The 14,321-nt window shown below is 70.7% G+C and carries 12 protein-coding genes; 1 reads left to right on the top strand and 11 read right to left on the bottom strand.

The window, feature by feature from the left end; genetic code table 11:
* Positions 1-65: 65 nt before the first annotated feature.
* The 4 genes from PV679_RS14550 to PV679_RS14535 form a co-directional block, all read right to left on the bottom strand.
* Positions 66-1,061 (bottom strand): Acg family FMN-binding oxidoreductase, encoded by a 996-nt coding sequence (locus PV679_RS14550; RefSeq protein ID WP_319680623.1) that lies wholly within the window; start codon positions 1,059-1,061, stop codon positions 66-68.
* 223 nt (positions 1,062-1,284) lie between these two features.
* The gene (locus PV679_RS14545) at positions 1,285-3,453 is read right to left on the bottom strand and encodes a protein kinase domain-containing protein (protein WP_319680622.1); all 2,169 of its coding nucleotides are present in this window, start codon (positions 3,451-3,453) and stop codon (positions 1,285-1,287) included.
* Between the two features lie 174 nt (positions 3,454-3,627).
* Positions 3,628-4,677: an ABC transporter permease gene (locus PV679_RS14540; RefSeq protein WP_319680621.1), complete on the bottom strand. Its 1,050-nt coding sequence runs from the start codon at positions 4,675-4,677 to the stop codon at positions 3,628-3,630.
* A gap of 186 nt (positions 4,678-4,863) precedes the next feature.
* Positions 4,864-5,418: a MarR family winged helix-turn-helix transcriptional regulator gene (locus tag PV679_RS14535; RefSeq protein ID WP_319680620.1), complete on the bottom strand. Its 555-nt coding sequence runs from the start codon at positions 5,416-5,418 to the stop codon at positions 4,864-4,866.
* Positions 5,419-5,511: 93 nt separating this feature from the next.
* Between PV679_RS14535 and PV679_RS14530 the strand changes: the two genes are divergently transcribed.
* Positions 5,512-7,047, top strand: coding sequence for an MFS transporter (locus PV679_RS14530; RefSeq protein ID WP_319680619.1), 1,536 nt, complete (start codon positions 5,512-5,514; stop codon positions 7,045-7,047).
* Between the two features lie 64 nt (positions 7,048-7,111).
* Here the strand turns inward: PV679_RS14530 and PV679_RS14525 are convergent, their stop codons facing one another.
* The 7 genes from PV679_RS14525 to PV679_RS14495 all read right to left on the bottom strand — a co-directional run bounded on the left by PV679_RS14525 (position 7,112) and on the right by PV679_RS14495 (position 14,241).
* Positions 7,112-7,327: an EF-hand domain-containing protein gene (locus PV679_RS14525; protein WP_319680618.1), complete on the bottom strand. Its 216-nt coding sequence runs from the start codon at positions 7,325-7,327 to the stop codon at positions 7,112-7,114.
* Positions 7,328-7,485: 158 nt separating this feature from the next.
* The gene (locus PV679_RS14520; RefSeq protein ID WP_319680682.1) at positions 7,486-8,667 is read right to left on the bottom strand and encodes a beta-propeller fold lactonase family protein; all 1,182 of its coding nucleotides are present in this window, start codon (positions 8,665-8,667) and stop codon (positions 7,486-7,488) included.
* Between the two features lie 8 nt (positions 8,668-8,675).
* Positions 8,676-9,488: a polysaccharide deacetylase family protein gene (locus tag PV679_RS14515; protein WP_319680617.1), complete on the bottom strand. Its 813-nt coding sequence runs from the start codon at positions 9,486-9,488 to the stop codon at positions 8,676-8,678.
* Positions 9,489-9,840: 352 nt separating this feature from the next.
* On the bottom strand, positions 9,841-10,353 hold the full coding sequence (locus PV679_RS14510) for an ATP-binding protein (RefSeq protein WP_319680616.1): 513 nt from the start codon (positions 10,351-10,353) through the stop codon (positions 9,841-9,843).
* Positions 10,354-10,617: 264 nt separating this feature from the next.
* Complete coding sequence (locus tag PV679_RS14505) at positions 10,618-11,388, bottom strand: enoyl-CoA hydratase/isomerase family protein (RefSeq protein ID WP_319680615.1); 771 nt, start codon at positions 11,386-11,388, stop codon at positions 10,618-10,620.
* Positions 11,389-11,511: 123 nt separating this feature from the next.
* The gene (locus tag PV679_RS14500; protein ID WP_416069723.1) at positions 11,512-12,813 is read right to left on the bottom strand and encodes a L,D-transpeptidase; all 1,302 of its coding nucleotides are present in this window, start codon (positions 12,811-12,813) and stop codon (positions 11,512-11,514) included.
* 207 nt (positions 12,814-13,020) lie between these two features.
* Positions 13,021-14,241 (bottom strand): L,D-transpeptidase, encoded by a 1,221-nt coding sequence (locus tag PV679_RS14495; protein WP_319680614.1) that lies wholly within the window; start codon positions 14,239-14,241, stop codon positions 13,021-13,023.
* Positions 14,242-14,321: the final 80 nt, after the last annotated feature.

Genomic DNA, 14,321 nt, shown 5'->3' with positions numbered 1-14,321 from the left:
CAGTCCTCAGCCGTCAGTCCTCCGCCGTCAGTACCACGGCCCTCCGGCGTCCATCCTCGATGCCGTCAGTCCTCGATCGTCAGCACGTCGGGCACGGGACGCCGAGGTGTCGGGCTCCCGGCCGGTCCGTAGCCCAGCCGCATCACCATCTGGGCCTCGCCGGTGCCCGAGAGCGGGTCGCGCAGCACCCAGCGGAACTCGGGCCATTCCAGCGGCTGGGTGGCGAACGAACTGCTCAGCCCGTGGCGCGTGGCGGTCAGCAGGACCCGTTCCAGCGCCTGTCCCGCGCGCAGCCAGTCGGCCGGTTCGTCGGCCGCCGTGCTCAGCAGTGCGATCTGCGGCGTCTCCTCGAAATCGGCTCTGCCACGGCCCTTCACCGGAACGCGGCCCGCGAAGTCGCGTGCGGGCGCCGATCCGCCTCGCTTGAGCGGTCCGAAGGCGTAGTCCGGGACTCCGTCCGGCGGCGAACCGGCGGTGGCGCGCCTGGTCCAGCGCTCCAGCTCCGCCTCCCGGTCCGCGTCCATATGGACGTATCCCTCGGCATCGCGGACCAGGTCGAGCACGGTCTGGAGGTGCGCACCGGCCAGGAAGGTGAGGACCGCGTCCTCACGCCGAGCGGCTTCGCCGAGCGCGCGTCGGACCTCGTCCGGGATCCGGCGGTTCGTGAAGGGACAACGGCTGGTGTGCCGGTCGCGGATCGCCGGATACAGCGGTGCGAGTTCGTCGGCCGGCGTCCCGGAGGATGCGGATTCGTCGATTCGGACCGTCGCCACGAGATCCGGCGGCCCGGCGGCGGGCAGCAGAGTCGTGACCGGCAGCAGTCCCGCGTGGACGGCCGCGACCCGCAGATTCAGCAGCGCCGCGCCGCAGCCGATGTGCAGCCCGCGTGTGGTCGGGTCGGCGTACGGCATGGCGCGTGCGAGGTCCGCGTAGAGGCGGAACGTACGGCTGCTCCGGACGAAGTGGAAGCGCCAGGGCTGCGCGTTGTGCATCGACGGCGCGGCGGTGGCGTCGCGGACCAGACCGGCCACGGCCACCGTGTCGAGCGCGGATACGGACACCGGGGCCTCCCTCGTGTCGACCTTCTCTCCGACCAGTGTGACGCGAGTTCTCTCCGAACAGTGTGACGCCAGGCGACGGTCCGTGTCAGGGGCCGGTGGGACCCTGCGGCGGACCCGGTGGCCCTGTCCGGCCGAGCGGTTCTCATCCGGCGCCGTGCCACTGCGGTACGGCGGTACGGCGGTACGGCGGTACGGCGGTACGGCGGTACGGCGGCGAGCCCGGTCAGGCGTTCGGATGGAGCGGGTCGATGGAGCGAAGGCTTCCGTTCGCCCTGGTGACGAGTGAGCCGCCGGCCCGTATCGACAGCACTCCGCCCGTCGTTCCCCAGGCGCTCGCGCCCATCGCCGCCGTCTGCCACCGCTTGCGGCCCGTCCGCAGATCCAGGGCGACCAGGCGTCCGCTGTAGCTCGACAGATAGACCGCGCCTTCCCGCCCGGAGACGATCGGCGTTCCCAGCAGGTCCACGGCGGTGTCCTCGCTCCACACCTGCTGACCGGTGGTCACGTCGATCGCGGTGACGCGGCCGGTGTCCTGGACGAAGAAGAGGTGGCCACCGGCCAGCGTCGCCGCGCTGACCGGATGTTCGGGCAGCTTCAACGTCCGCCGGTGGCCCGTCCCGATGTCGACGCGCAGCAGGAACCGGAACCAGTTCTCCGGTGTGTCCTTGGCCTCCGACGACAGGATGAGCAGATCGCCGCCGTCGACGCCGATCGCGGTGGTGACACCCTTCACATGGATGATCTTCTTCGGCGTTCCGTTCTCCGGGTCCAGCCGCAGGAAAGTGGTCCCTTCCTCCGGCGTACCGGAACACGCGGCGTACGGCGCGTCGGCGAAGACCATGGGATCGCAGACAAGCCCGGTACCGGGCCATGGCGTGGACCACAGCTCGGCGCCGGTCCTGGCGTCCCGGCCGACCAGCGAGCCCTCCTCCATGCCGTCACTGGAGAGCACCGCGCGGCCGAAGAACGTCACCGCTCCGGTGAAGACCGCCCGTCGCTTCCAGAGATTCCTGCCGGTCTTCGCGTCCAGGACCATGAGATCCTCCCGCTGCGAACCGTCCGGAGAGGCGGGGCCCCGCAGCAGAACGCGCCCGGCGCGCACATCGACACCGCTGGACGACCCCGGCTCCGTGGACGGCACACGCCAGTCGACATGCCCGGACGCGGCGTCGATCCGCGCCGCGTGGAAACCGTCGCCGTTGCAGTAGACGGCGAGTTCGTACGCGCGGCAGTCCGTGACGGCATCGGTCTCTCCGTCGCTGCCGGACCCGGTCAGCTCCCATGGCCGCCAGCCCGCAGGCAGCGGGGCCTCCCGCACCGGAGCGGGCCGGCTGACGCTGCCCGTGGACGCGGCCGGTGGCCGGTCGTCCACGGGGCTTCCGGTGTCCACGGTGTCCGCCAGCACCAGCGTGCCCGCCGCGAGAGCGACCGCGGTGGCCACGGCCGCCAGAGTGCGCGAGGACCTGCCGCGCAACGGCCGTAGCCAGCGCGAAGACGGCCGGGCCGCGGGACCCTGGACGTCGGCCGGGAGGCCGTTCGCGGGCAGCTCGTCCAGCATCCGGGCCAGCTCCTCCAGCCCCGGCCGGTCCGCCGGGTCCTTCTCCAGGCACCGTTCGACGATTCCGCGCAGCGCCGGTGCCACCCGGTCCAGCGCGGGCGGCTCGTGCACCACCTGATACATCGTCAGATAGGGGCTCTCCGCGTCGAACGGCCCCTGGCCCGTCGCCGCGTACACCAGCAGCGCGCCGAGCGAGAAGATGTCCGAGGCCGCCGTCACCTCACGCGGACGGCTCAGCGCCTCCGGCGACATGAACGGCGGTGTGCCCATGATGTGTCCGGTGAAGGTGAGCGACTCGTGGTCGACCGCCCGGGAGATCCCGAAGTCGATGACCCGTGGTCCGTCCTGCGCCATCAGCACATTCGCCGGTTTCAGATCGCGGTGCACCACATCCGCGTGGTGGATGTCGCCCAGCGCCTCCACCAGCCCGCGCGCGAGCCGCAGCACCTCCGCCGCCGTCAGCGGCCCCCGCTTGTCCACCCGGTCCGAGAGGGTGGCGGCGGGCACATACAGCGTGGCCATCCAGGGCAGCGCGGCATCGGGATCGGCGTCCACCACCGAGGCGGTGAAGGCGCCACTGACCCGTCTGACCGCCGCCACCTCCTGCCGGAAGCGCGTCCTGAACTCCTCGTTCTGCGCGAACTGCGCGTGCACGACCTTGACCGCCACCCGTCCGCCGGACGCGGAGCGCGCCAGATAGACCACTCCCATGCCACCGGAGCCGAGCCGCTCCAGGAGCTGGTAACCGCCGATCGAATCCGGATCCACCGCACTCAGCGGCACCCGCTCACCCCCTCCGCTTCCCGCGCCGTCCGCCACGCGAGGACCGGCCACCGGCGCCGGTCTCCTGATGGCCCGGCGCCCATGCCTCGTCATCCCGTGGAATGGGCGGGTAACCGTATCCCGAACACCCGTCCGCTCGCGAGGAGATGGGACAGACCTCGTGTCGGGACGCGTTCCGGAGCCGCCGGAAAATCCCGGATCAGGTCATCTCCCGGCCGTCTCCCGTCAGGTGGACGCCGCCTCACCGCCCGGCTTCCCGGTCTCCTGTACGGTCTCGCCGCCCGGATGGCGCCGCCGCCAGAACCAGAAGACCGCGCTGGACACCGCCGCCCACACCGCGAGCACGACGAACGGGAAAGCGTGCTGGTGGTCGCCGAAGTAGACGGCCGTGTGCTGGGCGTTCACCGCCGCGCCGGGCGGCAGCCAGCGGCCGATCGTCCCCAGCAGTGAGGGCAGCAGCGGCCAGGAGACCGCGCCGCCGGACGACGGATTGCCGAGCAGCACCATCAGCCCCCAGGTCGGCAGCAGCGCCCACCGGCCGATCAGGGTGTTGAACATCGAGAAGACCATGCCCGAGGTGAACATGGTCAGCGCCAGGATCAGCCAGGACTCCAGGAACGGCAGCCGCAGCGCGCCCAGCGCCCAGTCGGTCACCGCCGCGATCGCGAACCCGCCGAGCAGCGCGTACGCCACGGTGAAGGCGATCCTCTCCGCCGGGACGAGCTCCTTCGCGTGGACGCTCAACTGGGCCGCGCCCACGAAGCCCACCACCACCGAGGCCAGCGAGATGTAGAAGATGGCCAGGCCGCGCGGGTCGCCGTGCTGCAGCGGCTTGATGTCCCGCACCGCGACCGGTGTGCCGACTCTCCTGCTGACCAGCGGCGCCTCCTGCGCCAGCAGCTCCGCCACCGAAGCGCCGGACGCGCTGGAGACATCCAGCTCCGGCCGGCCTCGGCGGTCGCGCAGGATGGCGAACACCCGCTGCTGCTCGATCGCCTCGCGGGCCTGCGCGTAGTCGGGATACTGCCGCAGCCGCAGCGAGGCGCCCAGCGCCCGCTCCATACCCTCGACGAACTCCGCGCGCCGGACCTCCGATCTCGGCGCGCCGACGACGGCGGTCGGGATGTCACGCGGCGTCGGATTGGCCATGGCGTACGTGTACGAGCCCGCGAACAGGCCCGCGGCGACGGCCACGATGAACACGATCACCGCCGCCGGATAGAACCGCGACTCCACGAACGCCCGCCGGCGCTCCAGGACGGTACGACGGGTCATACGGCCTCCGTGAGAGCGCTGGTCCGGATCCGTGGCCCGGGCGGGACGAGCGCGGCCCGCTCAGGCCAGCCTCCCGGCAACCCCGGCGCGGCGCACCCGGAACAGCGGCCGACGGTGGACAGCGCCTCCGGTACGGCGGGTCCGGCGGGCGGCTGCTCTCGCGTCCAGCCGGTGACCGCCGCGCCGCTACGGCGTGAGCAGCCGGATGCCGGCCACCGGCGCGGCCTCGGCGACCCGGTCCAGCAGCCGTATCAGCAGCGCGTGATCGCCGTCGGAGAGAGCGTCGAGCACGCCGCGCTCGATCGTGTCCGACAGGACGCTGGCACGCCGGGCGGTCTCGATCCCGGCGGGCGTGAGGGACACCAGGACCACCCGGCCGTGATCGGGTGAGGTCCGGCGCTCGACCAGGCCCTTGGCCTCAAGGTTCTTGACGATGCCGGTCATCGTCTGCGAGGTGACCAGCGCCTCGCGCGAGAGCTGAGTGCACGACTTGGCGGCGCCGCCCACGAGAAAGCCCAGCACCCTGCACTGGGGCACGGTCAGGTCCAGGCCGCGCAGCGCCTCCGCCTTGCGGGCCATGATCGCCTGATCGGCGCGCTTGATGTGAGCGCCGAGATTCCCGGCGGCCCCGGCCACCTGGCCGGTCCCGGTCTCCTCAGCCGCCGGACCGCTCCCGGTCTCCTCGGCCTCGTGGCCGGCCCTGATCGCGTGCTTCGTCTGGTTCTTCATGTGGTCAGTCATCCCAGCCCGACTGTAGTCAGCGGCACCCTGCCTGTCCCCGATGGTACGAGACTCTTGATGTAGGGTCCTGAAACTATGAATGAAACTACATCGATGAAGGGTCCTTCATCATCGTCCTCCCAGGGCCCCGCCTGGGTCACACTCCTGCTCGTCAGTCTGGCGGTCTTCCTCGTCCCGGTCGCGCTGACCGGCGCCGGGGTCGCGCTTCCCGACATCGCCAGTGATCTGCGTCCCAGCGCGCAGTCTCTCCAGTGGGTGATCAGCGGCTACAACGTCATGTTCGCCTCGCTGATGCTGGCCTTCGGCGCCCTCGCCGACCGCGTCGGTCGCCGGCGCGTCTTCCAGCTCGGTGTGGTGCTGTTCGGGCTGGGCGCCCTGGTGGCCACGCTGGCGGGCTCCATCGTCGTCCTCGACATCGCGCGCGCGGTGGCAGGCATCGGCGCCGGCGCCACGCTGACCAGCGGATCGACACTGATAGCCGCCCGCTTCGAGGGTACGCAACGGATTCGCGCCTTCGGCATCTTCGGCACCGCGCTCGGCGCCGGCCTCGCCTTCGGTCCGCTGGTCTCCGGCCTGATGCTGTCCGCGCTGGGCTGGCGCGGCGTGTTCGCGATCCCCGCCGTCCTCGGACTGCTCGTCGCGGCGTTCTCGCCCGTACTGAAGGAGTCGCGCAACCCGCACGCCCGGCCGCTCGACTGGCCCGGCACCATCACCTTCACCGGCGCCCTGTTCCTGCTCATCTTCGCGCTGGTCGAGGCACCCGCGTACGGCTGGGGCTCCGGACTCGTGATCGGCTCGCTGGCCGGCTTCGCGCTGCTGCTGACCGGCTTCGTGGTGGCCGAGCACCGTCAGAAGGCACCGATGTTCGACCTCGCTCTGCTGCGGTATCCGCGCTTCATGGCGGTCAACGCGACGGCGATGGCGCTGGCCTTCACGCTCCTTCCGCTGCTGGTCCTGCTGCCGACGTACTTCAGCGCGGTCGAGGGCTTCAGCGCACTGCACGCCGGCGCGATCCTGGTGCTCTTCACCGCTCCCACGCTGGTCATTCCGCTGCTGGCCTCGCGGATGACGCGATGGTTCTCACTGCGCACGCTGCTCGCGTCCGCCATGGCGCTCGTCGCGGCGGGCATGGCCTGGCTGACGGTCATCGAACCCGGCGTCGGCGTCGGCACTCTGGCCGGACCACTGCTGATCGCCGGCACCGGATACGGCATGACACTGGCCGTCCTCGACGGCGCCGCGGTGTCCAGCGTCGAGCTGGCCCGGGCCGGCATGGCCTCCGGGATGTTCAACGCACTGCGGCTGACCGCCGACACGGCCGCCGCCGCCGTCGGCGGATCCCTGATGATCAGTGTCACCGCCGCACGGCTGGCCGGCCGTGTCACCGACTCCGGCGCGGTCACCGACGCGCTCAACGCGGGCCTGCACACCACCTCGGCCGAAGCCGCCGCCGCGTTCACCGGCGCCCTGCACGTCGTCATCTGGGTCGGCGGCGCGCTCGCTCTCGTCACCGTGCCCGTCCTGCTGCGCACGCTGCGGCCCCGGCAGGACGAGGGAATCGGCGTGCCTGTGGCCCGAAACACACTGCGGGAGTCCGAGAGCCTGCCTCAGCCGGAGAGTGTGCGCTGACCGCACCGGGCCGGTGCGGCCGGATCCGACGACGGACGACGGACCGGCCGGCCCGGAGCGGGCGTCACTCTCCCTTGCGGGCGGCCCAGAACTCGTCGAAGGTGAGCAGCCCGTCGGAGTTCGTGTCATGGGCGTTGATGACGGCCTGGGCCACGCTCTCGGTCACCTGGAAGTCACCGAGCTGCGCCATCGCGCTCTTGTACTCCGCCGCGGTGATGAGCCCGTCGCCGTCCGCGTCGAACCGTTCGAACGCCTTGCGCGCGTCGTCGATGTCCGCCACTGTTTCCGCCCCTTCGTGGTGCCGTATGGACGGAGTCAGATTATCCGCTCCAACTCACCCGTACGGCAGGGGTCCGAGGCCCTCGGCGGCGGACGGTGAGCGGGCCGGACACCGGCGACGCGGCGGCCCGGCCGGCGCGCTTCCGGGCCGGCCCGCCGTCAGCGGAAGACGCCCGTGTGGCCCAGCGAGTAGCGGCCGGGCTGCGGATAGACCGCGAGTCCGTGCGGACCGCTGCCGACCGGGATCCGGGCGAGCTGTTTACCGGTCTTCGTGTCGATCGCGTACACCTCGGCGTTGTAACGCCCGGACAGCCAGAGGACCTTGCCGTCCGCCGAGACACCGCCCATGTCGGGGCTGCCGCCGTTCGGCAGCCGCCACTTCTTGGTCAGCCGGTTCTGAGTGAAGTCGAAGATGGAGACCGAGCCCTCGCCCCGGTTGGAGATGTACATCTCCCGGGAGTCACGGCTGACATAGAGGCCGTGCGCGCCGTCGCCGGTGGGCAGCAGCCTGGGCGTGGTGAACTTCTTGCCGTCCAGCACCCATACGCCGTGGGCCATCATGTCGGCGATGTAGAACGTCTTGCCGTCGGGCGAGATCTTCACGTCCTGCGGCATGGCGCCCTGGAACGGCAGCTTCTGCTGGCCGATGACCCGCATCCGCTCGGTGTCGACCTTGAGGAGTTCTCCGGAGAACTCGCAGGAGACGACGAAGTAGCGGCCGTCGGCGGAGAAGTCGGCGTGGTTGACGCCCGCGCAGGTGACCGGCTCGGTCTTCTTGATCTTCATGGTGTGCGGATCGCGGAAGACCAGCTCACGGTCGAGCGAGGCCATGACGACCGCGTACTTGCCGTTCGGCGTGAAGTAGAGGTTGTACGGATCGTGTACGTCGACGGGCTTCCCGGCGGCGCCCGTGGCCGGATTGACCGGCGTCAGCGTATGGCCGCGGTTGTTGTTGACCCAGAGGGTCTTGAGGTCCCAGGACGGTACGACATGCTGCGGCTGCCGGCCGACCGGGATGGTCTCGATCACCTTGTAGGTCGCCGGGTCGATGACCGAGACCGTGTCGGAGTTGGTGTTCGGGACATACACCCGGGACGGAAAGCCCCGTACGACCGGCGAGAGCATATTGGGCCGGTCGGCGGCGTAGATGTCCTTCGGGTCCCGCACCGGCGGCATGCCCGGGAGGCCCGGCGGTCCGGCCGGTCTGGAGACGACGGGCCGGGTGGTGGCCGGGCCGGAGCCGGCCGCGGTGCGCGCGGTGTCGGGTCCCGCGCAGCCCGCGAACAGGGCGAGGGTCCCCGTCGCGAGCAGGACGGCGGCCCGCGTGGTGAGGGGAGGCATCCGGTGCATCAGGTCAGCAGCTCCGTGGTCGTCACCGCGCGCAGGCCGCGGCGTTCCAGTGCGTCGAGGAGGGCGGGCAGCGCGGCGACCGTGTCCGCGTAGCCGAAGTGCAGGCTCACCACCGATCCGTTGCGGATCTGTTCGGTGACGGTGCGGGTGACGGCCGTGGCGCCGGGCGAGGTGAAGTCGAGCGAGTCGACGTCGTAGGAGAGGACATGCGGATACCCCGCCCGCCGGGCCAGTCGCTGGACGAGCGGAGTGGCGTGCGCCGTGCGGGAGGGACGGAACCAGGTGCCGATGGAGCCGGTGAGCCGGCGCAGCCGCTGGGCGCAGCCGGTGATCTCGGCGTACGCCGCGGCCGCGTCCATCGAGGAGATGTCGACGTGGTGCAGTGTGTGGTTGCCGAGATCGTGGCCGCCGTCGAGGATCCGGCGGGCGATGGCCGGGTTCTCGTCGAGCCAGCCGCCGACGGCGAGCACCGTGACCCGGGCCCGGCCGCGCTCCGCCTCGGCCAGTACGGCTCTGGCGGTGGCCGGGTCGCCCTGCCCGTGGAAGGTGAGTGCGACCCGCGCGCGGTCGCGCGGTCCGTACGCGATCTCGACGGGCCGGCCGGGAAAGCGCCTGGGCGAAGGAGCGGCACGGACGGCGGGCCGCGCGGTCCCTGAGGCGGGTCCGGAGGCGGGTCCGCCGGACGGTACGGAAGAAGGCGCGCGGGCGGGCCCGGCGGGCGCGCTGTCCGTACAGCCGGTGGCGAAGGCGCCCGTAACGGCCGTGCCGACTGCTGCGCGCAGAGCGTCGCGACGGTCGATCGGGGGGTTCACGCCCTCATTAAAAGGCTTATATGCACGAAAGATGATGATTGACGGGCTTCCACGCCTTCGCGGGTCGCCTCCGGCGCCACCTGTCGGAGACATGATCAATGATTCAGCCGCGACATCTTCACTTCAGTCGATAATTACCAGGCGAGTGGCACACTTCACCTGCGATTCATCTGGATGATTCTGGCTCCGGAGCCGCTCGTCTGCCATAGTCGTGGATACGACCTCCATTGACCCGGGCCCGGTCGTCACAGAGCGGCCGTGGACACACCCCTTGTCCACGGACCCGCACAGAAGCCCCTCGGCGCCGTATCCCGGCCACCGAGGGCTTCTGTGCGTCAGCGTCACACGGCCCTCAGGGTGCCTGGCGGTCGGCGACCCGCATCTCGAACCAGGTGGTCTTGCCGCGCGGCAGCAGATCGACACCCCAGCGGTCGGAGAGCCGGTCCACCAGGAAGAGCCCGCGCCCGCTGGTGTCCAGCTCGTGCACCGGCAGCAGACACGGCAGCCCTCGCGAAGGATCCCGCACCTCGATCCTGATCCAGCCGCGCCGGCGCAGCATCCGCAGTCCGAAGACCCGCGCGCCGGTGTGCCGTACGGCGTTGCCCACGAGCTCCGAGACAAGCAGGACCGCGGACTCCGCCGTCGACGGCGAGAGCGCCCACTGCCGCAGCACCACACCGTGGGTGATCCGGCGGGCGGCCGAGGCGGACTCCGGACGGGACGGCAGCCGGACTTCCCGCTCCGTCGGATTGCCGAACAACTCGATCGCTCTCAGCGCCTGTTCGTCCTCGACGGCCGGTAACCACCGCGCAACGGCCGCCTCACCGCGCTGCCGCGGTTGCTCCACACCCTCCAGGCCCGCCATGCCCCCATCATGGCGGGCCAGTGGGCCCTCCGGGGCCGTTCCCAGGGAATCCGTCCACCGGAACACCTCACCTCCGAGGGCCCGAATGGCATATGCCGCTGGCACTGCGCACTCCATTACGGCCACTCTGACCTGCGACAACACATCGAGGCGCGCCCATCCGCGGACCCGGTTCGGCCGGCTTTCCCAAGGTCTCCCCAAGGTCCCGCCAAGCCGTGCACCGGGTTGACGCGACGCCTCACTTTGTCTCCAACAAAGCGTTTCTCAGCGGAAGTTGGCCTTGCCGGGACCGTCCTCCACAAAGGACCGCATGCCGCGCTCCCGGTCCTCCGTGGCGAACAGGCCGGCGAACCAGTTGCGTTCCACGGCCAGACCGGTCTCCAGATCCGTACCGAGACCCACGTCGACCGACTCCTTGGCGGCCCGCAGCGCGAGCGCCGGACCCTGTGCCAGCTTCGCGGCCCAGGCGTGCGCCTGCTCGTACACCTCCGCCGCCGGGACCACCCGGTCGACCAGACCGATCGAGAGCGCCTCCTGCGCCGTGACCTGACGGCCCGTGAAGATGAGGTCCTTGGCCCGGGACGGGCCGATCAGCCGGGCCAGCCGCTGAGTGCCGCCGGCGCCCGGGATCAGTCCCAGCAGAATCTCCGGCTGGCCGAGCCTGGCGTTGTCACCGGCGATCCGGAAGTCGGCGCAGAGCGCCAGCTCGCAGCCGCCGCCCAGCGCGTAACCGGTGACCGCCGCGACGACGGGCTTGGGGATACGGGCCACGGCGGTGAACGACTCCTGGAGCGCGCGGGAGCGGCCGACCATCGCCGCGTGGTCCATCTCGCGCATCTCCTTGATGTCGGCGCCGGCCGCGAAGACCTTCTCGCCGCCGTAGAGGATCACGGAGCGTACGTCCTCACGCCGGCCGGCCTCCTCGGCCACCTCCCGCAGCAGGTCCTGGATGGAGGTGTTCAGTGCGTTCATCGGCGGGCGGTCGAGCCGGATCGTGCCCACGCCGCCCGAGACTTCGAGATTCACGGTTGCCATACGGAGGAGGTTAGAGCCTGTCTCCGCGATCTCCACGGCCGCTGACCGGCGCCGACGGCGAAGGACCCGGTGCGCTCGCGGCGCGCCGGGTCCTTCGGAGGCGGATGACGGTGCGGACAGGACCTAGCTGGTCCACTCCGCCCAGGACATGTTCCAGCCGTTCAGACCGTTGTCCGGAGCGATCTGCTTGTCCTTGGAGTTCTTCACGATCACCACGTCGCCGATGATCGAGGACTTGTAGAACCACGCCGACGGCGTGCCGTTGGCGCCGCCGCCACGCTGGTCCCGCAGTCCCACACAGCCGTGGCTGACGTTCGACGAGCCGAAGGTGCCCGGAGACGCCCAGTAGTTGCCGTGGACGAAGGTGCCCGAGGTCGACAGACGCATCGCGTGCGGCACGTCCTTGATGTCGTACTCACCGCCGAAACCGACCGTCGCGCCGTTCATCCTGGTCACCTCGTACTTCTCACTGATGACCATCTGACCGTTGTACGTGGTGGTCGACGGAGCGCCCGCGGTGATCGGGATCTGCTTGATCTGCTTGCCGTCCCGTACGACCTTCATCGTGTGCGCCTTGGCGTCCACGGTGGAGACCTGGCTGCGGCCGACGGTGAAGGACACCGTCTTGGCCTGCTTGCCGTACACGCCGGGCCGGCCCTCGACACCGTCCAGATTGAGCGTGACGGTGACCTTCGTCCCCGCCGCCCAGTACTTCTCCGGCCGGAAGTCCAGCCGGTCGTTTCCGAACCAGTGTCCCTCGACGGGCACGGGCGGACTCGCCGTCACCGTGATGGCCTTCTCGACGGCCTCCGGCTCGGTGATGCCCCGGGTGAAGTTGATCGAGACCGGCATACCGACACCGACCGTCGAACCGTCCTCCGGCGTGTACTGGCCGATGAAGGTGTTCTTCGGGACGAGCGTGGTGAAGGCGGTGTCCTTGGCGGACTCCCGGCCGTCCGCGTCCTTCGCGATGGCGTGCACCTTGTACTTGGTGGCACCGGCGAGATGCTGGAGCGGCTCCCAACTGGCGCCGTCGGCGGCCAGCTTTCCTTCGACCCGCTCGCCCTTGTCGTCCTGGACGGTGACCGTCGTCAGCTTGCCCTTGGCCGCCGAGACCTTGAGCGCGCCGGTGGTGGCGACCGCCTTCGCGCCGTCCTTCGGCGCGATCGTCACGACCGCCACGGAGGCGGCGTTCTCGACCTTCGCCGCGCCCTTGCCGTCCGCCTTGTCGTCGGCGGCGCCGCCGGAGCCGGTGCCTCCGCCGCCGCACGCGGTGACCACCAGGAGCAGCGCGCCGAGCAGCAGGGCCAGCGGCCCCGTCCGCCCGTGCGTCCGCCGCTCTCCCGGCCTCCGTCCCCGCGCTCCCGAGTCCTGCGGTCCCCCGCCAGGCCCGGCCGATGTCCCCGATATCGGCAGCCCGTTCACTATGGTCGTCTCCCCTCGCACGGCCTGGCCCCGCCACGGCCCGCACCCCCGCGCGTTGAGTCCACGCGCACAGCAAAAGATAATCACACCGCAAGCGTGGCGAAGCCACCGCGAATGTCACCGTTCCGTCCCAACAGATCGGTGACAGCGCAGGTCATACGGGCCGTACCGAGCGGGACGAGAGGCTCGGCGAGGGTCGGCGCGAGGTCAGGTGAGGGCCGAACCGGCCTTCCACGCGGGCCAGTTGAGGTTCCAGCCGCCGAGGCCGTTGTCGGCCGCGACCGTGTCGTCCTCGGAGTTGACCACCTCCACGACATCACCGATCAGAGTGCGCTCGAAGAACCAGCCGGCCGGTGTGTCGGCTCCGCCGCCCTTGATGTCGCGCAGCCCGACACAGCCGTGGCTGACGTTCTCCGAGCCGAACGTCTGCGCGGACGCCCAGTAGTTGCCGTGCAGAAAGGTCCCGGAGGTGGTCAGCCGTACCGCGTGTGGCACGTCCTTGATGTCGTACTCGCCCCCGAAGCCGACGGTCATGCCGTTCATCCGGGTGACGTCGTACAACTCGGAGACCACCATCTTCCCGTTGTACGTCGGGGTCTCGGGGCCGCCGGCGGTCACCGGCAGGGTCGAGAGCAGCTCTCCGCCGCGCCGTACCTCCATGGTGTGCTTCGCCGCGTCGACGAGCGAGATCTGGGACCGGCCGACCGTGAAGCCGACGGTCTTCCGCTGGATGCCGAACACGCCCGGCGCCGCCTGCACGTCGCGCAGCGCCAGACCGACCGTGACCTTGGTGCCCGGTTGCCAGTACTCACGCGGGCGGAAGTCGAGGCGTTCGTCGCCGAACCAGTGGCCGACGACCTCCACCGGCGGGTCCGAGGTCACCGTGATGGCGCGCTCGACGGCGGCGCGGTCCTGGATCTTCCGGTTGAAGTCGAAGGAGACGATCATTCCGGCGCCGACGGTGGCGCGGTTCTCCGGCGTGAAGTAGCCGACGAACCGCGCCTTGGGGACAGCCGTGGTGAAGGTCGTGTGCCGGGCCGAGCGACGGCCCCGCGCGTCCAGCGCCACCGCGTCGACGCGGTACTTGGCGGCCGGCACGATCCGCACCCGGCCGTCCGGCCGCCAGGTACTGCCGTCCGGCGAGATCCGGCCGGGCAGTTCGGTCGGCGTGGCGTCCTCGATCTGTGCCACCGTCACCCGCTCCAGCCTGCCGTCGGGCACGCTCACCCGGATCCGGTCGGTCTGGCCGACGTCCCGCGCGCCGTCCTCGGGAAAGACCCGGATCGTGTCTCCCCGTCGATCCGGCTTGTCGTCCGTGAACTCCTCCTCGCCGCCGCATCCCGCCAGACCGGCCAGTCCCGCGATCAGTCCTGCCCATGCCAGAGCCGCGGCCATGCCGGTCCCTGCCCGCTTCAGTACGTGTCTCACGCCCGCCCAACGACCACCCCCCTCCGAGGGAAACGTGAGGGCAGGGCCTCTTGAGGGAAGAACAGGAGAAGGACCACGCG

It is taken from the genome of Streptomyces sp. AK02-01A, assembly GCF_033795305.1.
Classification (GTDB): domain Bacteria; phylum Actinomycetota; class Actinomycetes; order Streptomycetales; family Streptomycetaceae; genus Streptomyces.
This window is presented reverse-complemented; position numbering and strand designations above follow the sequence as displayed.

What these genes read in the sequence shown, in the direction of transcription:
- PV679_RS14540 (WP_319680621.1), bottom strand. Translation starts at nt 4,677, where the DNA reads ATGACCCGTCGTACCGTCCTGGAGCGCCGGCGGGCGTTCGTGGAGTCG.
- PV679_RS14535 (WP_319680620.1), bottom strand. Translation starts at nt 5,418, where the DNA reads ATGACTGACCACATGAAGAACCAGACGAAGCACGCGATCAGGGCCGGC.
- PV679_RS14505 (WP_319680615.1), bottom strand. Translation starts at nt 11,388, where the DNA reads ATGGCAACCGTGAATCTCGAAGTCTCGGGCGGCGTGGGCACGATCCGG.
- PV679_RS14530 (WP_319680619.1), top strand. Translation starts at nt 5,512, where the DNA reads ATGAAGGGTCCTTCATCATCGTCCTCCCAGGGCCCCGCCTGGGTCACA.
- PV679_RS14510 (WP_319680616.1), bottom strand. Translation starts at nt 10,353, where the DNA reads ATGGCGGGCCTGGAGGGTGTGGAGCAACCGCGGCAGCGCGGTGAGGCG.
- PV679_RS14520 (WP_319680682.1), bottom strand. Translation starts at nt 8,667, where the DNA reads ATGCCTCCCCTCACCACGCGGGCCGCCGTCCTGCTCGCGACGGGGACC.